Annotated in this window: 17 protein-coding genes and 3 pseudogenes; 8 read left to right on the top strand and 12 right to left on the bottom strand. The window is 56.2% G+C overall.

All coding sequences use genetic code 11. The features are described from left to right. Positions 1–66 precede the first annotated feature (66 nt). The 4 genes and pseudogenes from PSEUDOMOFG3G_RS12375 to PSEUDOMOFG3G_RS28235 form a co-directional block, all read right to left on the bottom strand. A pseudogene (locus PSEUDOMOFG3G_RS12375) lies at positions 67–860 on the bottom strand (DNA adenine methylase). 600 nt (positions 861–1,460) lie between these two features. Next, a complete protein-coding gene (locus tag PSEUDOMOFG3G_RS12370) occupies positions 1,461–1,628 on the bottom strand; it encodes a hypothetical protein (RefSeq protein ID WP_171061368.1) in 168 nt (55 codons plus the stop codon). Between the two features lie 106 nt (positions 1,629–1,734). Further along, positions 1,735–1,878 (bottom strand): hypothetical protein, encoded by a 144-nt coding sequence (locus PSEUDOMOFG3G_RS12365; RefSeq protein WP_171061367.1) that lies wholly within the window; start codon positions 1,876–1,878, stop codon positions 1,735–1,737. Positions 1,879–2,584: 706 nt separating this feature from the next. Beyond that, positions 2,585–2,680: pseudogene (locus tag PSEUDOMOFG3G_RS28235) on the bottom strand (LysR family transcriptional regulator); the annotation flags it as partial. A gap of 221 nt (positions 2,681–2,901) precedes the next feature. On the opposite strand from PSEUDOMOFG3G_RS28235, the gene PSEUDOMOFG3G_RS12360 reads away from it, so the two are divergent. Both PSEUDOMOFG3G_RS12360 and PSEUDOMOFG3G_RS12355 read left to right on the top strand, forming a co-directional pair. Next, on the top strand, positions 2,902–3,735 hold the full coding sequence (locus PSEUDOMOFG3G_RS12360; protein WP_139050091.1) for an oxidoreductase: 834 nt from the start codon (positions 2,902–2,904) through the stop codon (positions 3,733–3,735). A 2-nt stretch (positions 3,736–3,737) separates the two neighbouring features. Beyond that, positions 3,738–4,703 (top strand): AraC family transcriptional regulator, encoded by a 966-nt coding sequence (locus tag PSEUDOMOFG3G_RS12355; RefSeq protein ID WP_257220737.1) that lies wholly within the window; start codon positions 3,738–3,740, stop codon positions 4,701–4,703. 153 nt (positions 4,704–4,856) lie between these two features. On the opposite strand, the gene PSEUDOMOFG3G_RS12350 is transcribed toward PSEUDOMOFG3G_RS12355, so the two are convergent. The 4 genes from PSEUDOMOFG3G_RS12350 to PSEUDOMOFG3G_RS12335 form a co-directional block, all read right to left on the bottom strand. Beyond that, complete coding sequence (locus tag PSEUDOMOFG3G_RS12350; RefSeq protein WP_139050090.1) at positions 4,857–5,249, bottom strand: RidA family protein; 393 nt, start codon at positions 5,247–5,249, stop codon at positions 4,857–4,859. A 951-nt stretch (positions 5,250–6,200) separates the two neighbouring features. Continuing rightward, positions 6,201–6,971, bottom strand: a complete 771-nt coding sequence (locus PSEUDOMOFG3G_RS12345) for a molybdopterin-dependent oxidoreductase (protein ID WP_139050089.1) — start codon at positions 6,969–6,971, stop codon at positions 6,201–6,203. Then, entirely contained in the window at positions 6,964–7,608 is a 645-nt protein-coding gene (locus PSEUDOMOFG3G_RS12340; protein ID WP_373685075.1) for a cytochrome b/b6 domain-containing protein, read from the bottom strand. Before PSEUDOMOFG3G_RS12340 ends, PSEUDOMOFG3G_RS12345 begins: the two co-directional genes overlap by 8 nt. A gap of 50 nt (positions 7,609–7,658) precedes the next feature. Next, entirely contained in the window at positions 7,659–8,270 is a 612-nt protein-coding gene (locus PSEUDOMOFG3G_RS12335; protein ID WP_109755454.1) for a hypothetical protein, read from the bottom strand. Positions 8,271–8,486: 216 nt separating this feature from the next. On the opposite strand from PSEUDOMOFG3G_RS12335, the gene PSEUDOMOFG3G_RS12330 reads away from it, so the two are divergent. Beyond that, positions 8,487–9,182 carry a heavy metal response regulator transcription factor gene (locus PSEUDOMOFG3G_RS12330; RefSeq protein WP_139050535.1) on the top strand — a complete coding sequence of 232 codons (696 nt, stop codon included), beginning with the start codon at positions 8,487–8,489 and terminating at the stop codon, positions 9,180–9,182. Then, positions 9,155–10,550 (top strand): annotated as a pseudogene (locus tag PSEUDOMOFG3G_RS12325) (heavy metal sensor histidine kinase). The gene PSEUDOMOFG3G_RS12330 and the pseudogene PSEUDOMOFG3G_RS12325 overlap by 28 nt, the downstream one beginning before the upstream one ends. A 59-nt stretch (positions 10,551–10,609) precedes the next feature. Here the strand turns inward: PSEUDOMOFG3G_RS12325 and PSEUDOMOFG3G_RS12320 are convergent. After that, entirely contained in the window at positions 10,610–11,116 is a 507-nt protein-coding gene (locus PSEUDOMOFG3G_RS12320; protein ID WP_139050087.1) for a nuclear transport factor 2 family protein, read from the bottom strand. A 79-nt stretch (positions 11,117–11,195) separates the two neighbouring features. Beyond that, a complete protein-coding gene (locus PSEUDOMOFG3G_RS12315; RefSeq protein WP_139050086.1) occupies positions 11,196–11,954 on the bottom strand; it encodes an SDR family oxidoreductase in 759 nt (252 codons plus the stop codon). 222 nt (positions 11,955–12,176) lie between these two features. On the opposite strand from PSEUDOMOFG3G_RS12315, the gene PSEUDOMOFG3G_RS12310 reads away from it, so the two are divergent. Further along, the gene (locus PSEUDOMOFG3G_RS12310; RefSeq protein WP_139050085.1) at positions 12,177–13,631 is read left to right on the top strand and encodes an MFS transporter; all 1,455 of its coding nucleotides are present in this window, start codon (positions 12,177–12,179) and stop codon (positions 13,629–13,631) included. 1 nt (position 13,632) lies between these two features. Here the strand turns inward: PSEUDOMOFG3G_RS12310 and PSEUDOMOFG3G_RS12305 are convergent, their stop codons facing one another. Further along, on the bottom strand, positions 13,633–14,493 hold the full coding sequence (locus tag PSEUDOMOFG3G_RS12305) for a LysR family transcriptional regulator (protein WP_139050084.1): 861 nt from the start codon (positions 14,491–14,493) through the stop codon (positions 13,633–13,635). Between the two features lie 119 nt (positions 14,494–14,612). Here PSEUDOMOFG3G_RS12305 and PSEUDOMOFG3G_RS12300 point away from each other — a divergent pair, with 119 nt between their 5' ends. The 3 genes from PSEUDOMOFG3G_RS12300 to PSEUDOMOFG3G_RS12290 all read left to right on the top strand — a co-directional run bounded on the left by PSEUDOMOFG3G_RS12300 (position 14,613) and on the right by PSEUDOMOFG3G_RS12290 (position 17,701). Further along, a complete protein-coding gene (locus tag PSEUDOMOFG3G_RS12300) occupies positions 14,613–16,475 on the top strand; it encodes an alpha/beta fold hydrolase (protein WP_218939007.1) in 1,863 nt (620 codons plus the stop codon). 88 nt (positions 16,476–16,563) lie between these two features. Continuing rightward, on the top strand, positions 16,564–16,911 hold the full coding sequence (locus PSEUDOMOFG3G_RS12295; RefSeq protein WP_139050083.1) for a chorismate mutase: 348 nt from the start codon (positions 16,564–16,566) through the stop codon (positions 16,909–16,911). A 148-nt stretch (positions 16,912–17,059) separates the two neighbouring features. Beyond that, a complete protein-coding gene (locus PSEUDOMOFG3G_RS12290; protein WP_139050082.1) occupies positions 17,060–17,701 on the top strand; it encodes a hypothetical protein in 642 nt (213 codons plus the stop codon). A 284-nt stretch (positions 17,702–17,985) separates the two neighbouring features. Here the strand turns inward: PSEUDOMOFG3G_RS12290 and PSEUDOMOFG3G_RS12285 are convergent, their stop codons facing one another. Further along, positions 17,986–18,966, bottom strand: a complete 981-nt coding sequence (locus tag PSEUDOMOFG3G_RS12285; protein ID WP_171061366.1) for an AraC family transcriptional regulator — start codon at positions 18,964–18,966, stop codon at positions 17,986–17,988. Positions 18,967–19,119: the final 153 nt, after the last annotated feature.

The raw sequence follows: 19,119 nt of genomic DNA, 5'->3' as shown, positions 1-19,119 counted from the left end.
GAGACGGGTTTGCCGGACGCTTACACTAAAACACTCTAGCTTGCACGTCTTGTGGTAGCAGTGGAACTAAAAAAGCCCGCCCAATGCTTCAGGCTCCCAGTTCATGATCACCAGTTCACCACTGACCTCGGCCTTGCCCTGCCGTTGATTGGTCGTGGTGTAGCGGATGTCCAACATCTCAAAGTGAAAGCCCTCAAACACCCGGCGGATGTCGGGGTGATCGTTGATGCTGACCATCACCCTGCCCTTGCAGCGCCGCATGAAATCCGCCATGCGTTCGTAGTTTTCAAACGAAAAGTCCACCCCATACCCTGCGGTCTGCCAGTACGGCGGGTCCATGTAGTGAAAGGTATGGGCACGGTCGTAACGTTCGGCGCAGTCCAGCCAAGGCAGATTTTCGACGTAGGTGCCGGACAGGCGTTGCCAGGCGGCCGAAAGGTTTTCCTCGATCCGCAGCAGATTAATCGACGGGGTGGTGGTGGCGGTCCCGAAGGTCTGCCCAGAGACCTTGCCGGCGAAGGCATGGTGCTGCAGGTAGAAAAATCGCGCGGCACGTTGGATGTCGGTGAGAGTTTCGACGCGGGTCATCTTCTGCCACTCGAACACCTGCCGTGAGCTGAGCGCCCATTTGAATTGGCGCACGAACTCTTCGAGGTGGTTCTGCACCACGCGGTACAACGTTACCAAGTCGCCGTTGATGTCATTGAGCACTTCCACCGGCGCCGCCTGGGGTCGCATAAAGTACAGCGCCGCGCCGCCAGCAAAACTTCGACGTAGCATTCGTGAGGCGGAAACAGCGGAATAAGACGATCGGCCAGACGGCGTTTGCCGCCCATCCAAGGGATGATGGGTGAAGACATGGATAGCAAGACTGTTGGCGCCGATGCCGAATTGATCCACGTGCCGACGCAAGACTGACCCACCTCCAATCGGTACAAATCCAGCACAGGCAATGGTTCGCAAGGAATCAGATTGGGTCAGTGACATCTCGGCCAGTGGGTCAATTCGGTATCAGCGCCAACACGAGCGAGGCAAGTAGTCGCCATCAGCTACCCCCACAGCAAAAGCTGAAAACTGCCTGACGAGCCGTCAACTAGGTCCATCCCTGCCCTCCATCGCCGAAATTACTGCGGGGGGACATTGGCACCCAGAAATCTTGCGCCCATCTCCTCCGAAAGAGGTGAGGATTCCACCCAAAGCCAGTCGTTTTGTAGGGGTAAAAACGATCAAAAATAAAAAAGGGTCGCGAGATAAAATCTCGCAACCCCTTGAATTATATGGTCGGGACGGAGTGATTCGAACACTCGACCCCTAGCACCCCATGCTTGCAGGGGCACAGAAAAGCTATACGGAACAGTCCTTTGGAACGGTGCCCACTGCAATCGACACTCTACCGTGCCTACGGAAAGACGGGCCATTTAGGTTAGTGGCGTGTCGTGAAGCCGTTAGATACTCCCGGGTCAGTCCTCTTGATCTATCTGATCAAGAAAATCAACGTCATCATCTGCTTCGCCTTCTTCGTCAAAAATTGCTTGAGCGTCTTCTTCGCCCCATGATTCGTCATCATGGAATTCGTGATCGAGCAGGTGGTCGTGCTCGGGCTCGGGAATATCTCGTTCTTCGCTCATGACTTATCGAACCAACAATAGAAAGAACGGACTGTATATGCAGATCCCTTCCCTCAGTCAACGATCACGAAACAATGACGCGCTCAGCCTTGATTAGGCAGCAGACTCAAATCAGCGCCTGGATCCCGCCTGTTGGCTTGCCGCTCTTCATCATCACGCCGATCTTAGTTTCGATGACCTCACGGCCTCCGCAGCGGTGGCACTGAACCATCAGCGCGGGCTTGGGCATCGCACGCACGCGCTTGCGCACTGGTTCCGCCGGGGTTTCCGGAGCGGTGTACCTAGGATGACGTGGAAACGCGGTTTATCGGTCATGCGGCGATCGGCGATCTTAGCAAAGCCGCTGCATCCCGTTCTTTCATCTAGTCCAGAGTCATACACTCTCCGGTTGGCGTTTAGAAGTCGTCGAGTTTTTTGCCAGACTTTCAGCAACTGATACCTCGCCGGGCCGAGCACCTCCAGCTGGCGGGCATCCGACTGGCGGTTGTACGGGCAGCCGCAACTACAGATAAATGCCAACATCTGTACCTCCCTTGGCATAGGCCCTGGCCCTTCGCTAGATCCCAATTCGGAGTACACTGAGCGCCAGGCTCTTCCATCCCCCACTTCTGTCAGCAATCGCCATTCTCGATCTTGGATCCTTGATGTGCGACTAGGGGTACCATTGGGGGTATCTTTCCAATTTTTCAGGCCGAAACCAGCGTGCTAGAGCGCAGTCAAAATGTTTTTTGGGGATCCTGAGAGTCTTTAGGTTTCGTCCGGCAGGCTGTTTAGCTGATTATTTCTGGCTTTTCATAGCCATGGAGATCCATTCACTTCCCAGCCCGTCAGTTCCGTTGCCTTCCCGAAATCGCCATCAATTTGTTCTGGCACGGCAAATACAACCGGGCCCCGCCAATTAATGGTTCCGACAACTGATGTTCGATCTGTTCGGCGATTAACTGCGCGTACAGCCTTTACTGCCGATGCGAACACAACTTGACCAACTCATCGACCAGATACCGAACCTTGGGGCGCAGGTGCGACACCTTCGGCCAGACCGCATGCACATCAGCGTTACCGAAAGACGACTTGCGACCCGAAGCAGACATTAGAGCAGGGTAAATAAGTCCGTCGCCTTTCTTCCTTTGACCTTGTTTTTTTGCCACCAGATTTCAGGTTGCTCACCGAGCACTCCGATAGAATCAGGCAATACTAAAATCGAATCAGGCATAGTTCCCAACCACTCTCCGCCCTAGCATGGCCTCACCTTATATATTCAGGAGTGCGCCCCATGAGTGCAGAAAAAACCATTTTTATCACTGGCGTTAGTAGCGGCTTTGGCCAGGCCCTGGCTAAGGAAGCTCTCGCTCAGGGCCATCGAGTGATCGGCACCGTTCGCAGCGAATCCTCTCTGGCAACCTTCCAGGCGCTCTTGCCTGAGAGAGCCCATGGTGTGGTGCTTGACGTTACCCACTTTAATGCCATCGACGCCGTGGTCGCCGCTGTTGAGGACCAGTATGGCCCGGTGGATGTGCTGGTTAACAACGCGGGTTATGGCCACGAAGGGGTTTTCGAGGAGTCGTCGTTGGCGGAAATGCGCCGTCAGTTCGACGTCAATGTATTCGGCGCGGTGGCGATGACCAAGGCGTTTGTGCCGTATTTTCGCCAGCGCCGGGCGGGGCATATCCTCAATATCACGTCCATGGGGGGCTATATCACCATGCCAGGCATTGCTTACTACTGCGGCAGCAAATTTGCCCTGGAGGGCATCTCTGATACGTTGAACAAGGAGCTTGCACCTTTCAATATTTTTGTTACGGCCGTGGCGCCGGGGTCTTTCCGAACGAACTGGGCAGGTCGTTCGATGCAGCGTACGCCGCGCAGCATCAGTGACTACGATGCGACTTTCGACCCGGTGCGAAAAGCCCGTGAGGAAAAAAGCGGCCATCAACTGGGCGACCCGCAGAAAGCCGCACGCGCCATGATGACTATTATCGCTAGCCCTCACCCGCCGGCTCAACTGCTGCTGGGCAGCGACGCCCTGGCTCTGGTGCGTGACAAGCTGCACCGGACGGCAGAGAGTATTGAGCAATGGGAAGCCCTTAGCTGTTCTACGGACGGCTGAGCATGAAAGTGGAGAACGTGCAATCGATGCCGAAATCCAAGAACCCGAACACAGCGCGTATGGTGCAGTTGATGGGCCAGCTTGCACCGCTAGAGGGTTACAACCTGAGTCCGCTGGATGATGTGCGTTTTCTGCGTTCCAACCGGCCGCTGACGCGCACGCCGGTTTTATATGAACCGGGCATCGTCATCCTCTGTCAGGGGCAGAAACGCGGCTATCTGGGTGATGAAGTTTACATCTATGACGCCCAGCATTATCTGGTGGTGTCAGTGCCAGTGCCTTTTACAATGGAGACCGACGCTAGCGAGGCGGAGCCAATGCTGGCGGTGTACATACGTCTGGATTTCAATCTGGCCGGCGAGCTGATTCAGCAGGTAGATGACGTATGGAACATCCGCGTGGCTCAGCCTATGGGCATGTACGCCTCGCCCATGGACGAACCGCTGCGCCAGTCGACCCTGCGTTTTCTAGAAGTCATGGGCGACTGCACCGACGCGCAAATCCTCGGCCCAGCGATGTTGCGCGAACTCTACTACCGCATCCTCACTGGCGAACAAGGCGGTACCCTACGCGCGGCTATCGCCCAGCAGGGTCAGTTCGGCAAGGTGACGCGCGCCATTCACAAAATCCACCGCTGTTACCACGAGCATCTGGATGTAGAAATCCTGGCCCAGGAAGCGCAGATGAGCGTGCCTAACTTTCATCTACATTTTCGCAAGGTGACCGATTCCTCGCCTATGCAGTACCTCAAGTCGACGCGGTTGCATCAAGCGCGATTACTGATGCTGCGTAACGACCTGACAGCGGCCAAGTCGGCATTTCTGGTGGGTTATGAAAGTGCTTCGCAATTTAGCCGCGATTTCAAGCGCCTCTTCGGACGCACACCGATAGCAGAGGTGGCGTGGATGAAGCAGACTTATGCGTTGCCGACACCGACAACCCCGTCGCCCTTCGTGTCATCACACTGAGCTTCAAACAATCCTGTCTTGCCCGTCGCCAGTAGGCTTGGGAACGCGCGGATGGCGTGCCTGCCGAACAGCGGGCGAGTGAAATTTCATATCAGCTGCCGCATAGATGAACACCCATCCAAGATTTGTATATTCAGGTGCCTATCAGAAAAGTTATCGCTCTACGGCGACGCATTTGATTTCCACGAGAAGGCCGGGGCGAGCCAGTTCACCGACACCTATGCATGTCCATGCACAAGTGCTCCGAGGAAAGACGTTATCCTTCACGCGTCTAAAAATTGGCATGTGGCGGTGCATATCGACGTGATAAGTTGTCATTTCGACGACATCTTCAAATTCGCACCCGCCGGCTTCCAAGACGAGCCGGAGATTGTCCCAAGCTGCCAAAAACTGCTGCTCTGGGTCTTCGATAACTGATAATTCCGGCGTCCGGCCTACCTGACCAGCGCAGTAAAGAGTCTTTCCTACCTTTACAGCTGGTGCATAACCAGCACGCTCGTAGAGCAATCTCATGCCATCTGGAACAATGATCTGACGATCAGCCATGGTTGTGGAGCCCAAAATATAAACGGATACGAAAGCTAACTCACGTGCCAGAACGGAGTCCAATCGGGCCACTGGGACCCAGCCTCATAAAACCGCATTCGCCACGCTAGAAACCCCGGCCAGTAAGCGAACGACAGACCACTAATAAATAAAGGCGAGCATTGGCGTAGCTGCTTTCTCGATAGAAATACTAGCCCCGTGGCGAAAGAGCTATCGAGATCCGCCCGTTTAACGCCCTTACTCTGAAATTGACTTGTCGAGAAGGTGGCTCTCGACTGAAGAGGACTTGCGACGGCGAAAAATCCGTATGCCAGGCGACCGGAGCGGTGCTCTAACAATCTCAATCGGTAACCAGGTGAGGGTTATCGGGGAAAGAGCCACTGCGGTAGCGAACGCATTCAATCCCTCTTTGTAGATCATGTCAGAAGAGAATTCGTTTTCCTCGCCATTGAAAGTACACACGATTCGCTCATCAAAGGACTTTGAGTAGGGCCGTCTACCCTCCTCATTTCCGCAGGCGTGTTTGATAATCTCACTGCTATCCAGAATGTTTCGATCAGGGAAGTTGAAGTCCGCAATATCCAAGCCACTGGCTCGCGTACCTGGCACTGATCGGCCCGGTCTGCTGAAAGAACCGTCGGCGTTCCTTCGCCATGGCAACGATTGAAGCAGCGCTCGCATCTCCGGCCGGCATGACAGGTTTGTGGTCGATTCCGATAACAGATGAGCGCGGGTTGTATCCGGCTCCTGCACAGGTGATCTGCACTGAGCCTGCAATTGGGATTGGAAATCTGCACTATGGGTCGTTGCCCGCTTCTTGTTTTCTGAAGTCGGTAACACTGATGAAGCTGGCGGTACCGCAGATATATCGGTCATGGGAACGCCTCATATCAGGTCTGGTGTCATGAGTCTCGCCAGCATTCCTGGCGTGGCTGTTCAGTTTTTGCGCCATCAGATCCCGCTGAACCAGTTGTATCCCTGGTCTTCCCAATACCCGCCCGGGTTGTCGTTGCTCACGAAAATTTCGACAACATGCTTGGGGTTTTTGAAGCCCAATTTGGTGGGTACTCGAACCCGCAGCGGATAGCCGTACTCGGGCGGCAACGCGACATCAGCGTAATCCAGCGCCAGCAGTGTCTGTGGGTGCAAGGCCGTCGGCATGTCCAGACTGGAGTAATAGCGATCAGCACATTTGAAACCGACGAATTTCGCTGTGGTATCGGCACCGATGTGTTCCAGGAAGGTTTTGAGCGGTACGCCTCCCCATTGTCCGATCGCGCTCCAGCCCTCAACACAGATCAGCCGAGTGATATCGCTACGTTGCGGCAGTTTGCGCAAGCTTTCGAGTGTCCATGGAGCCTTGTCCCTGACCCGGCCGGAGACAGCGAGCGAGTAACTGGCGAGGTCCACTTCAGGGATATCGTCCTGACCATAGAATGCGTTGAACGGAAATGGCGTAGTGATCTGCGCGCGGGTGAAGGTCGGCGCCAGTTTATGTCTGCTGAACAGCCAGGCCTGGACCCGATCGTTCCAGCGCGACATGGCCCAAAGGACCTTGTCGACCTGATCGCCGTCCTGCAGATTGCAACCGGTCAGCATCGACATCGCGCCCACGGTCAAGCCGGCACGAAGAAAATGGCGGCGTTGAATGTTCTCCAGTTCAAGTTGTTGCGCAGGCTCAAGTCTGACGCGCTGAACAGTTCTTTTTCTGGATTCAGTCATGGCCATTTTTCCCGGTATCAAGAGACCGCACTCCACCTGTGATCATTGGCAGCAGGGTTTTGGGCACCAGCATTACCAACGCAAGATGAATCATGACGAACGCAACAATCGCCGCCATCGCCGCAAAATGTACGTAGCGAGCGACGTCATAGCCGCCCAATAGCGCGACCAACTCTTGAAGTTGAATGGGTTTCCAGATCGCCACGCCCGAGATGACGACGAGCACGCCTGCCGCCAGCACCATCCAGTACATCAGGCGCTGCACTGCGTTATAGACACCCTTTTCATGCACCAGCCGAAAGCACAATGCATCCGTCAAATCATGCTTCAACGCGGCAAGCCCGATGGGCAGCAACTGGCGTTGGAAATGCCGACTGGCGAACCCATACAGCATATAAATTGAGCCGTTGATCAGTAGCAGCCACATGAATGCGAAATGCCAGGCCAGCGCCCCACCCAGCCATCCACCCACGGTCACCGCCACCGGAAACCTGAAGTCGAACAGTGGCGAGGCGTTGTAAATGGCCCAACCGCTCATGAACATGCAGACCATGCAGGCGGCGTTGAGCCAGTGGGTGAGGCGAACCGGCCAGGGATGAAGCTTTTTCTGTCTCACGTGTTTCCCCTTGCGAACCATCCATGTAGAGGAGCGTTGCCAAACGGCAGCGCCCCTGCCTTTTCAGGTGATTACATCGGTGGTTGGAAGCCATCCTTGCCGACCGCGATGCCGCGTGCGGTGGTGCCATCTGCGGCGGGGAACACGACAATTTTCGTACCTTTGACCAGTTCATCGGCTTTGCCTGGCTCGACGTAGGCGATTGGCACATCATCCGGTACGACGATTTGTTTCTCGCCGCCCTTGTAGTTGACGGTCAATGTGCGGCCGTCAGCTTTGGACAATTTGCCCACGGTGCCGTTGGTCATGGTGCCTGTGCTGCCATCCGCGTTCTGCCAGCCGTAATGACCTTCGCCGCTGCCCTTGAGGCTGGCGTCGAATACCGTGACCTCCAGCGCCTTCAATGTTCCGTTGGCCTGCGGGATGGCCGCCGAGCCAATGAAGCTGTCGGATTTGATCGAGTCGATATTGGCCTTCGATACCCGGTTGATACCGGTCTTGTCTGTCAGTCCGATAGTCTGCTGGGCGCCGGAGCGGACAGTGAATGTCAGCGTGTTGTTGCTGACGCTCTCCACCGTACCGCGCAACGGTTTGATGACCGGCATGTCGGCCGCGGTGGCAATGACGGCAGCGCTGAGCATCAACAAACCGAATGTGGTAGACAGGGCGTGTTTGAGTTGCATGGCGACGATTCCTCATGGGTTGATGTGTCGCCATCCTCGACCGCAGACCGGGACGTCACGATGACCGCCGAATGACATTTCTGTCATTCGCCAGCCCATACCCATGAATGACAGAAATGTAACCGACTGCGCCGGCTCATCTCGTTACACTGCACAGCCGAGATACCAATGTCGCTGGCTGAACCCCTTCATGAAGAGACCCGAGCGCGCCTCACGATGCACATCCTGCTGATCGAAGATGACACCAAAACAGGTGAGTACCTCAAAAAAGGGCTCGGCGAGTCCGGTTACAACGTTGACTGGACCCAGCATGGCGCCGACGGCCTGCACATGGCCTTACATACACCCTACGACCTGATCGTGCTGGACGTGATGTTGCCCGGGATTGACGGGTTTCAGATCATTGAGCTCTTACGCGCCAGACAAGACGTACCTGTGCTGTTCCTCACCGCGCGCGACCAGTTGCATGACCGTATTCGCGGCCTGGAACTGGGCGCCGATGATTACCTGGTCAAACCTTTTTCGTTTACCGAACTGCTGTTACGCATCCGCACCATTTTGCGTCGCGGTGTAGTGCGCGAAGCCGACCATTTCCACCTCGCCGACCTGGAGCTGGACCTGGTTCGTCGCCGCGTTACACGCCAACAGCAATTGATCATGCTGACCAACAAGGAGTTTGCCCTGCTGCATCTGTTTCTGCGTCGGGCAGGCGATGTGCTGTCCAGGACACAGATCGCTTCGGAAGTCTGGGACATGAATTTCGACAGCGATACCAATGTGGTGGACGTAGCGGTCAAGCGCCTGCGCAACAAGGTCGACCATCCCTACCCGATCAAGCTGATCCATACCATTCGCGGTATCGGCTATGTCTGCGAGGTGAGGCCATGCGGTCCCGACGCCAACCCTCTCTGACCCTGCGATCGACCGTGGCGTTTTCCATGGTAGCGATGCTGGCCGTGGCCGGTGCGGGTGTTTATCTGTATCAGACGATGAAAGCCTCGGTATTGGTATACAGCGATCATGCGGTCATGGGCCGTCTGGAGCATTTTCGCAAGCTGCTGCACTACGAGCTCGCCATCGAGAAGCTGCGCGACAGCCCGCAGATTTTCAAGAACATGCTCGACAGCGAAGACGACATCTTCATCATTGAAGAGCCGGGGCAGCAACCGATAATCCAGGTAAATCCACTCAACGTCACGCTGCCTGAACTGCCGGTGATCGGCCAGGATACAAAGCTGAGCGTCAGTGACCTGCGCAGCGGCGTGACCGACTCGGGAACAATGCTGCGCGCCGCGACCGTCGTCACGACCTCGGGTGGACGTGAAGTCCGACTGACGGCAGCGCACCTCATGGGCAAGGAAATGGCTATGCTCGCGGCGTATCGCGAGCGTATCTACCTGGCCGTTGCCCTTGCTTTTCTGGCAACAGCGTTGCTGGGTTATCTGGTACTGCGTCGAGGGCTGCGTCCGTTGCGCAAAATGGCCGCCCATGCGGCAGCCATAACACCCGAGCGTCTCCACAGCCGCATGGACAGCGGCCGATACGCCGATTGAACTGCAACAGCTGAGTGACGCCTATAACGCGATGCTCGATCGCCTTGCCCAGGGCTATCAGCGATTGACGCAGTTTTCCGCTGACCTTGCCCATGAAATCCGCACGCCGGTTGGGTCGCTCATGGGGCATTGCCAGGTCGCCCTTCGCCAGCGCCGCAGCGAGGACGACTACCAGGCACTGATTGCTTCGAACCTTGAAGAGCTCGAACGGATCTCGCGCATAGTCGAAAGCATCTTGTTCCTTGCGCGCGCCGATGAAGCGCAAGCAGTGGTGGAGCGCCAGCAACTATCGCTGCATGCCGAATCACAGCGCATTGCTGAATATTTTGAAGGATTGGCTGAAGAGCGGCGAATGACCTTTCAGATAACAGGCGATGGCAACGTGCGTGCTGACCCCTTGCTGCTGCGCAGAGCCTTGAGCAACCTGGTGGCGAACGCGATTCGCTACGCCTACGAGGGCTCCGAGATTCTCATGCGGGTGATGGAAACCCAAGGCGGTGCACGGATTGAAGTGGAGAACCAAGGGCCTGTGCTGAGCGACGAAACCCTGGGCAAACTCTTCGATCGCTTTTACCGCGGCGATGCGTCTCGCCACCAGAACTCCGACTCCTACGGCCTTGGCCTCGCCATCGTCGTGGCAATCATGCAACTGCATGGAGGTCACGTGCGTGTCGAACAGCCAAAGCCTGGGATTATCCGTTTTTCGCTGTCATTCCCTGGAGCTTGAACGATATCAACGGGCGGTGGTTGGCGTTCACTGCCCTCACCGAGGGTCATGCGAGCAGGTCAACTTTCTGAGGGCTTGCTCAGGCTCTGATGCTCAACCGGCGCATACTTTTCTTCGCCGGCTATGGGTACCCAATCATTTAACGGTGTCAGGAAGTGCAGTTCAAAACGACGTGACAGGAACGCCCATTTTCCGTCCCGACGTTCAAACCTGTCGTAGTACAGCCCGCTGACTTGAACCGGGCCTTTTTCAATGTCATGGAACAGGCAATCCGCAGCCACCGTACCCACCGCGCTGTCACCTTTGATTTCGATCAACGGGTTGGCCATCCAGTGGTGCATATGTGACATCTGGCGCCAGCTGTTTTGCGCCATCGCGAGTATTTCGTCACGGTTTCCGGCTTGGCCGAAGCCCGGTAGATCCAGTGTCGATTCTTCGTACCAGATACCGCTCAGGAGCGAGGCGTCGATGCGGTCGAAGGCATTGGCGTAGGTGCTGATCAGCGACTCGATGGCGGCGCGACTTTCCAGTGCGTCCAGTCGGGTGGTCAATTCTTCAATGTTCATGATGAAGTTTCCTGCTGAGGCTTCGCAAAAGCGACAAAGGCAACCCTCTGCGAGGGCTGCCCTACGGTTGAGCAAGTGCTCAGATCTGCGACAGGCCGCCGTCGACCATCAGCTCCACACCGTTGACATATTTCGCATCGGCGGATGCGAGGAACAGCGCCGACGAGGCGATTTCTTCAGGTTGGGCCATATACCCCAGCGGAGTGATCTGCTCGACGTGCTGGCGCAGCGCGGCAATGTCGCTCTCGCTCATCTTCAAACCGTTATCCATCAGAGGGGTACGGGTGAAACCAGGACTAAGGACATTCGCTCGAATCTTGCGACCTTTGAGCTCGTTGGCCCAAGTCCTGGCGAAGGAGCGAACTGCAGCCTTGGATGCGTTGTAGAGGCTCAGTCCTTCCATGCCATTGCTCGAGCAGATAGAGGCCGTCAACACGATCGAAGCGCCATTTTTCAGCAACGGCATCAACGTCTGCACGGTGAAAAAGACGCCCTTCACGTTAATGTCGAACATGTTGAAATAATCCGCCTCAGTGGTCTCGCCCAGCGGATTTTTTTCGCAAATACCTGCGTTGGCAAACACTGAGTCCAGCTGATCATCGCGCGCCTCAATTGTAGCTTTGAGTTTATCGAGATCAGCCTGGCTGGCGACATCGGAAATGACCGCTACGACTCTGTCGCCTAGCTTTGCCACCGCCGCCTCCAGCGTGGCTGCAGAACGACCCGTGATGTAAACACGCTTGGCTCCCTCGGCAATCAAACCTTGCGCAATTGCAAACCCGATCCCTGTGGATGCCCCGGTGACGACTGCAACCTGATTAGCGAATTTGCCTGACATATCTGACTCCTCAGTCTCGATTGTGTGGCTCGACTGGAACCACAGTGCGGCCATTTTGAGAGGAGTCAGGGGCTGAGCGGCACTGCCATAAATGAACATTGGCCGTTCATTTATGTGAGGCGTAAGGGAAGGTTTGATCGTTTAGATTGGAGTCAGCTGATTCAGAGCATGACCTGCAATCGAGAATATTCTGGAACCGAAGGGTTCCAGGAAGGAGACCTTATGCCTAAGACAAAAATCGCCCCCCCGGAACCGCGGCGTTGGTTGATGTTCGCCATCTTGTTGGTCGGTGCATTTTTACCGCCGCTGGATTTTTTCATCGTCAACGTAGCGCTGCCTTCAATTCAGCAATCGCTAGGCACGGCCTCCTCCGCCGAACAGTTGATCATCTCCTCGTATGCGGCGCTTTATGCCGTGACACTGATTACCGGTGGACGGCTGGGTGACATCTATGGCCGCATGAGAATGTTCTTCGTTGGTCTGGTTGGCTTTGCCCTTGCCTCACTGATCTGCGGTGTAGCCGAGTCACCCTGGGTGTTGATCGCCGGACGTTCGCTGCAAGGCGTGACGGCAGCCATCATGGCACCTCAGGCACTCGCCTCAGTGCAGGCGATATTCCCCGACTCCGAAAAGCCCTTGGCACTGAGCCTGTATGGCGCGGTCTTTGGTCTGGCTTCGGTAGTCGGCCAGGCACTTGGCGGAATATTGATATCGCTCAACCTGATGAACCTGGGCTGGCGGGCGATATTTCTGGTGAATTTACCGATTGCGTTACTGGTCATCCTTGTCGCCATTCCAGTGGTCAAGGAAACCCGCGCACCACAGACAAGCAAGCTGGATCTGGGCGGAACGCTATTGTCGATGGTGACGCTTGCGGCTCTGATCATTCCACTGATCGAGGGGCGTGAAGCGGGTTGGCCTTTGTGGGCCTGGCTGTCGCTTGCAGCGGTGCCGCTGCTGGCCTGGCTGTTCTGGCGCTACGAAGCCCGCATGCATCAAGCGCAAGGTGCTCCGTTGCTGAATCCTGCCGCACTGCGCGCGCCCGGTCTTGCCCGGGCACTGTTCGTCGCCCTCACCTTTTACGCGATCGGCGTGTTTTTCCTGCTGCTTTCCATTTATCTACAGGGAGCGCTGCACACGAGCCCACTCAATGCAGGCCTCGTTTTCCTTCCTTTCGGCGCGGGATTTTTGCTGGGACCGCTTTCCACCCCTCAGTTCAGGCGTTTTCTGGGGGCATACGTCAATCCAGTCGGAATGGGGCTTGAAGTGTTGGGATTTGTGCTCCTGGCCTGGCTCGTGGCGCGCACGCCGATGTCCGCCAGCCCCGCTGCGCTGCCCCTTGCCGTCATTCTGTTTCTGATTGGTTTCGGACAAGGATTAGCCCTTCCGACATTGATGCGCATGATCACAGGACGTGTGGCGCCCGCATACTCCGGCATGATTGCAGGCATTACCAGCTCCACCCTGCAAATCAGCACGTCACTGAGCGTGGCAATAATAGGCGGCATTTTCTACACCCTTCTAGGCACGGATACGGACGCGGCTGCCATCACCCACGCTTTCACCGTCTCCATACTCTGCATCGCAGCATGCCTGGCGGTAGGCGCGGGATTGAGCCTTACCCTGACGCGCCCTGCTACTGATCCGCAAACAGCGGCCATGCGCCCAGCAGAGTGAGTCAACCGCATGCCTGATTGCCGATCATGATGGAAGCAAGATCGGCAAGAGCACGAAGGCTGTCCATCTGGCGCATGTCCTGGTGGTAGCCCATCCATATGTCGCGACCCGGTGGCGGCTCGTGCGGTTCAATCAGCCGCAGCGCCGTTAATTGGTCACCCAAGGCGCGGGGCAATACGGCAACGCCCTGCCCCTGCGCGCACATTTGCGCCTGGACTGTGCGGCTGCTACTGGTGAACACGGTACGCGCCAGAGGGTAACGCTGCTGCAGCCACTGCACATCGGGATAATGAGACTGGGCAACACTCATGGTAATCAAACCAACCCCTTCGCCCTGTGGCTCGGGATCAGCAGATCCGACGGCCGTGTATAACCCATAGCTCAGGGAGATCAGCTTGCGGTGAACAATATCGGGCTCGGTGAAAGGGACGATTCGAAACGCGATATCGGCGTCGCGACGAGCCAGGTCAAACAATCGATGCCCGGTGATAACCTCAGGCACGATCAGAGGGTAACGTCGCCCCAGTTCACTGAGGACAGGGGCCAGCACATAACAGGCAAACCAGTCAGCGCAAGAAATGCGCAACACACCTTCTGGCTGGGCGCTGTCGCCCGCCAGACGCCTTTCGATGGCCAACGCACTCTGCTCCATTTCCTGCGCCAGGCTGAGCAGCTTCTCTCCGCTGTCGGTTAGTACCAAACCTTGGGTGGTACGCAGGAAAATGGGCTGGCCGCTGGACTGCTCAAGCACCTGCAAGCGCCGCCCCACGGTCGGATGGCTAACACCCAACAGCTTGGCGGCAGAGCCCAATGATCCACTGCGGGCAATCGCGAGAAAGATCCGCACATCACTCCAGTCCATGCTCTACCCCGTACAAAAATGAACAGTGAGAGTGCAGTAATGGCAGTGCCGTAGCAATCCCAGGCTCGACATACTTCTCTGCATACACCTTCGTCGAAACACCAACCGAGGGACTGCAAATGAAGATTGGCTTTATCGGTGTGGGAAGCATGGCCAGAGCGATCATTCCGTTGCTCATCCGAGCCGGCCATCACGTATCGGCATGGAACCGTAGTCACGCTGCGATTATGGATCTCGAAGGAGTAAGCGTTCTCGAATCCCCGTCCTCGGCCTTTCAGCAAGAGGTCGTCATCAGCCTGCTGGCCGATGATGCCGCGGTCAGGGAAGTGCTGCTGTCCTGCGCTGCTCTGGAAAATGCAGACAAGGCCTGCGTGCATGTCGTGATGTCGACTTTGTCGCCTTCACTCATGGTCGAGTTGCAGGGCATGCATGATGCAATCGGCATGGCATTGGTCGCGGCGCCGGTTTTCGGCGTGCCCGCCGTGGCCGCGAACGGCGAGTTGAATATCCTGGCGGCCGGATCGCAGCAAGCTGTCTCGAAGGTTCAACCGCTGTTTGACCTGCTCGGGAAAAAAACCTGGTATCTGGGCGATCAGCCTGAACATGCGTGTATCGCGAAAATCGCCGGCAACATGATGATCACTCAAGCCATCCAGTCGCTGGGCGAAGCAAGCGGACTCGTTCAACGCCACGGACTGACCCCTTCGATTTTCGTCAACCTCATGACCCAGACCCTGTTCGCCTGCCCCAGTTATCAACGGTATGGACAGAACATCGCCAACAACAGCTTTGAACCGGGTTTCAAACTGTCTCTTGGCCTCAAGGATATAAATCTGGCTATTGATGCGGGCCGTCTCAAGGACCTGGAAATGCCTGCTGCGGATGCGGTGCGATCGAAAATGACGTCGGCAGTAACCCGGGGAGACGGGCACAAGGACTGGTCGGTCTTCGCTACGCAGACACCTACCCAATCAGCCGATCATGCCCAGCAACCCTGGCGAACCGCACCGATAAAACGTACGCGGCGTGGCAACTTCTGGGTGACCGGAGCCCGCGTTACCCAGAACGGTAAAAATTTCCAGAAGGGTCCGATGTACGTAGCCTGGGAATCCCCTGAGCACATCACTCAAGCCTATCCCGTGGTGCTGGTGCACGGCGGCACGCTGCAGGGCACCGAATGGCTGGATACACCCGATGGTCGCCCGGGAAGGGCGCAGCGGTTCCTCGAAGCGGGCTTCGTAGTCTTTCGCGTCGACAGACCAGGCCACGGGCGATCGCCGTATCACCCCGACATCATGGGACCGATGGGGCCAGCGTTCTCCTATGAACGCGCCCGCGAAGTTTACTTTCCAGAGGGAGGTGGAGAAACGCAGTGGCCGTTTGAGTCGGATGACGAAGCAGCGTTTGACGCCTTCATTGCGGCTTACGGCCCCATGCCGGCTGACCTTGCGGCCTCGCAGACCCTGGACGCGGATCGACTGGCCGAACTGCTCGACAGAATCGGTAAGGCCATCATCGTTACGCATTCCGCTTCTGGGCCCAGTGGCTGGTTGGTCGCCGATCGTCGACCCGACCTGATCGCAGGGATTGTGGCAGTGGAGCCTATGGGGCCGGTATTTGGCCATACGCCGGGTATAGGCAGCCTCGAATGGGGACTGACCGCCGCCCCTTTGACCTTTGATCCGCCTCGCGAGACGGCGGAGCAAGTCCGCACAGCAGAACCATCAACCCTGAAAATTCCCGGATTGCAGGGCGTTCCGGTAGCGCTGATGACAGGTGAGACATCAGCGTTTGCTTCTTACGCATCCAGCATTGTCCCTTTCCTGCGAAATGCCGGTGCCAACATTCACCACCTGGATCTACCGGCACTGGGTATTCACGGCAACGGCCACGGATTGATCTATGAACGCAATTCAGACTCGGCTTTCAAGGTAGTCACGCAGTGGCTGGAGGAGTCGTTGAACATGCCCGATCCCGCGTAAAGCGCCTGCTCAGGTTCTCCGTCCAATCATGGAAGGACCAAGGAAGGGTACAGACAAGCCCCTTAGAACAACTGCCACGAGGTTATCCATGGAAAATTCCGACATCACGCGTCAACTCTCGGCATTCAGACAAACCATCGACAATATCGACGCCGCGCTCATCCACATGCTTGCTGAACGGTTCCGCTGTACTGATGAGGTCGGCTTGCTTAAAGCCCGACATCAATTGCCTGCGGTGGACAAGAAGAGAGAGCAGCATCAATACGAACGTCTGACAGCCCTCGCCCAGGAGGCCAACCTCGATACGGCCTTCGTCCAGAAGCTGATGCAGTTTGTCATCGGTGAAGTGGTCGACCGCCACAGACAATTTGCGGCCAGGCATGACCCAAGATTCTGCAAGGGCGCTGTCCTCAAGCCTGAAAACGCCGCCGTCTAACCCCCCGCCTCCCCTCACTAGACGCCCGGGAATTGCTGATAGATCGCAGACAACTCGATAGAGAAGCGACTGAATAAGCCCCTTTCTACGACCGATTCCTGAAAGGCAATTAGACAATCAAGACGAGCAGAACCGCATGAAATGGCCAATGATCGATCAGATTCGCAGTTTCACTGTTTTACCCTCTGGCTACACATGGGATTACCTGAAACGCGAGGAGATCGATGTAGCGATAATTTTTTTCCAGACGTGGTTTCCCTCCATTACGGTGGGGTTAGGGAGCCCTTTTCTGAACCAGCAATTTTATGAAGACAACGTGGTGCTCGAAGACGATCTGGAGCGGGCGATGTTCGCTATCGTGGTCCGCCGAAATCATGAAATCGTCGCGATAGCAACGTGGGAAAAAATTGACGGCGCTGATGTCATCTTCGGGCGAGTGGGCGCGGTAGCCAAACATCATAGACAAACCAAACTGGCCGTAGCTGCCCAAGACCTCGGAGAAAAAATGGGAAGGTTCATGGGAGCAGGCTTGATCTATGGTATGGCGACAACCAGCGCTCCGTATATGCAACAAGCATTGGAGCATGCGGGTTACAAAGCCGTAGGAATAATGCCTGGCTTCGACCAAGAGGAAACAGAGCCAGGAGTCGTGCGCAGGGTTTACGAAGTCATCTACGCAAAACGACTCGCCCCCAACTCTAATTTTCTGATTCCCTCAGTACACAACCTCACACCTACCGTCGCTCGGCTTTATGCAGAAATATTTTCCGAAACAATCAAGATTGACTGAGAAGCCCTGGAGCCTAGTCAAAATGTTTTTATCTGTAACCGCCTGATGAAGTTATTGCTGCGCTGAGCGATTCAAATGCCCTTTGTATAGCTCATCAACGCGACGCCGAGGCCATCATGCAGGTCATGGACGCCGCCTACGCTTCAGCTCGGCAGGAGGGACGTTTTTGACGCTTGCGCCGACGCCTGAATGATTCGATCCGCCGACTGAATTCGACACATGGACAGCTAACAATCGCGACTTGCGCCGGTCTCTGTCTGGATTGAAGTGATTGGGTCGCTCAATCAGTCGAGCCGCCCACCATTCTCCCGTGCGTGCTTGATGTCTCTCGACGGTGGAGCTCCGAAACGCCGGGCATATTCGCGACTGAATTGAGCGACACTTTCATAACCGACCCGCAAAGCGGCCGTGTTCACATCGAGCCTATCGGTCAACATCAGGCTGCGCGCGGCTTGCAGCCGTAACGACTTTTGATATTGAACGGGGCTGGTGCCTGTCAGCTTGCGAAAGTTGTGATGCAAAGTAGAGCTGGCCATGCCCGATCGTTCGGCGAGATCGGCCACGTGCAGCGGCTTGTCGTAATGGTGCTTCAACCATTCAATGGCTCTCACGATGCCCTTGTCTCGGTAACCATCGCGAGTAACGCTGCGCAGCCACTGGCCTGCGCCACTGAGCAACAGCCGAACGCATATCTCCCGCTTGATAAGGTCCGACATCAAGCCGGCCTCAAGCGGCCGTTCGATCAGCGTGGAGAGTCGGGTGAATGCCTCTAGCATCTCACTCGACGCCGCACCCGATGCGAAGCCCCGTGCTTGAGAAGCCATTTCCTGCCTTGGTGGTTCCAAGGTCTGGATCACTTCATTGAGCATGGCAAGATCGAGCTTCAATACGACGGACAAATAAGGGGTTTTCTCACTAGCCGCGGTAACGCGAGCCAGTGTGGGTATATCGACCGAAGTGACGAAGAACGTGCCCTGCCCGAACTCGCAGGCTTGCTCACCGAACGTGATCTCCTTCGCCCCCTGAAGAATGATGGCTACGCAAGGCTCATAAATGCAGTACGTGGGTGTACCTAGCTCGGCCATTCGATAAAAGGTCAGGCCTGGAATTGATGTTGGGCAGACCTCGTTTAAAGCAATCTGCAAGGTGACCTTTTCGATAAGCCGTCTGAGTGCCTGGAGGCGTTCGGTGGACTGAGCGGGTTCGCTCAAGGTCAGCGAATGCACATGGCCGAAACCGAACTGCGAGAAAGAACCGCTCGTCATCACATGCGCCCCTGTTTACGGAATGTTCGAGTTTGCTGAGAGTGCGTGACCAGCACAAGTGCATCGGCAGGATTGTGCAAAAGATACGGCGCATTAGGGTCACCCGGCCAACCCTCGTTGTTCTAATTTCTATTACGAATGCTGGCTTCGATG

It is taken from the genome of Pseudomonas sp. FG-3G (assembly GCF_901007645.1).
GTDB classification, from domain to species: Bacteria; Pseudomonadota; Gammaproteobacteria; order Pseudomonadales; family Pseudomonadaceae; genus Aquipseudomonas; species Aquipseudomonas rhizophila.
Note: the sequence above shows the minus strand (reverse complement) of the source record. Positions and strands in the feature narration are given on the sequence as shown.

Excerpts from the sequence above, each read along its gene's own strand:
- PSEUDOMOFG3G_RS12370 (WP_171061368.1), bottom strand. The coding sequence starts at position 1,628 with ATGAGCGAAGAACGAGATATTCCCGAGCCCGAGCACGACCACCTGCTC.
- PSEUDOMOFG3G_RS12345 (WP_139050089.1), bottom strand. The coding sequence starts at position 6,971 with ATGACTGAATCCAGAAAAAGAACTGTTCAGCGCGTCAGACTTGAGCCT.
- PSEUDOMOFG3G_RS12315 (WP_139050086.1), bottom strand. The coding sequence starts at position 11,954 with ATGTCAGGCAAATTCGCTAATCAGGTTGCAGTCGTCACCGGGGCATCC.
- PSEUDOMOFG3G_RS12320 (WP_139050087.1), bottom strand. The coding sequence starts at position 11,116 with ATGAACATTGAAGAATTGACCACCCGACTGGACGCACTGGAAAGTCGC.
- PSEUDOMOFG3G_RS12360 (WP_139050091.1), top strand. The coding sequence starts at position 2,902 with ATGAGTGCAGAAAAAACCATTTTTATCACTGGCGTTAGTAGCGGCTTT.
- PSEUDOMOFG3G_RS12330 (WP_139050535.1), top strand. The coding sequence starts at position 8,487 with ATGCACATCCTGCTGATCGAAGATGACACCAAAACAGGTGAGTACCTC.
- PSEUDOMOFG3G_RS12305 (WP_139050084.1), bottom strand. The coding sequence starts at position 14,493 with ATGGACTGGAGTGATGTGCGGATCTTTCTCGCGATTGCCCGCAGTGGA.
- PSEUDOMOFG3G_RS12335 (WP_109755454.1), bottom strand. The coding sequence starts at position 8,270 with ATGCAACTCAAACACGCCCTGTCTACCACATTCGGTTTGTTGATGCTC.
- PSEUDOMOFG3G_RS12340 (WP_373685075.1), bottom strand. The coding sequence starts at position 7,608 with ATGGTTCGCAAGGGGAAACACGTGAGACAGAAAAAGCTTCATCCCTGG.
- PSEUDOMOFG3G_RS12350 (WP_139050090.1), bottom strand. The coding sequence starts at position 5,249 with ATGGCTGATCGTCAGATCATTGTTCCAGATGGCATGAGATTGCTCTAC.
- PSEUDOMOFG3G_RS12290 (WP_139050082.1), top strand. The coding sequence starts at position 17,060 with ATGATCGATCAGATTCGCAGTTTCACTGTTTTACCCTCTGGCTACACA.
- PSEUDOMOFG3G_RS12295 (WP_139050083.1), top strand. The coding sequence starts at position 16,564 with ATGGAAAATTCCGACATCACGCGTCAACTCTCGGCATTCAGACAAACC.
- PSEUDOMOFG3G_RS12310 (WP_139050085.1), top strand. The coding sequence starts at position 12,177 with ATGCCTAAGACAAAAATCGCCCCCCCGGAACCGCGGCGTTGGTTGATG.
- PSEUDOMOFG3G_RS12285 (WP_171061366.1), bottom strand. The coding sequence starts at position 18,966 with ATGACGAGCGGTTCTTTCTCGCAGTTCGGTTTCGGCCATGTGCATTCG.
- PSEUDOMOFG3G_RS12300 (WP_218939007.1), top strand. The coding sequence starts at position 14,613 with ATGAAGATTGGCTTTATCGGTGTGGGAAGCATGGCCAGAGCGATCATT.
- PSEUDOMOFG3G_RS12355 (WP_257220737.1), top strand. The coding sequence starts at position 3,738 with ATGAAAGTGGAGAACGTGCAATCGATGCCGAAATCCAAGAACCCGAAC.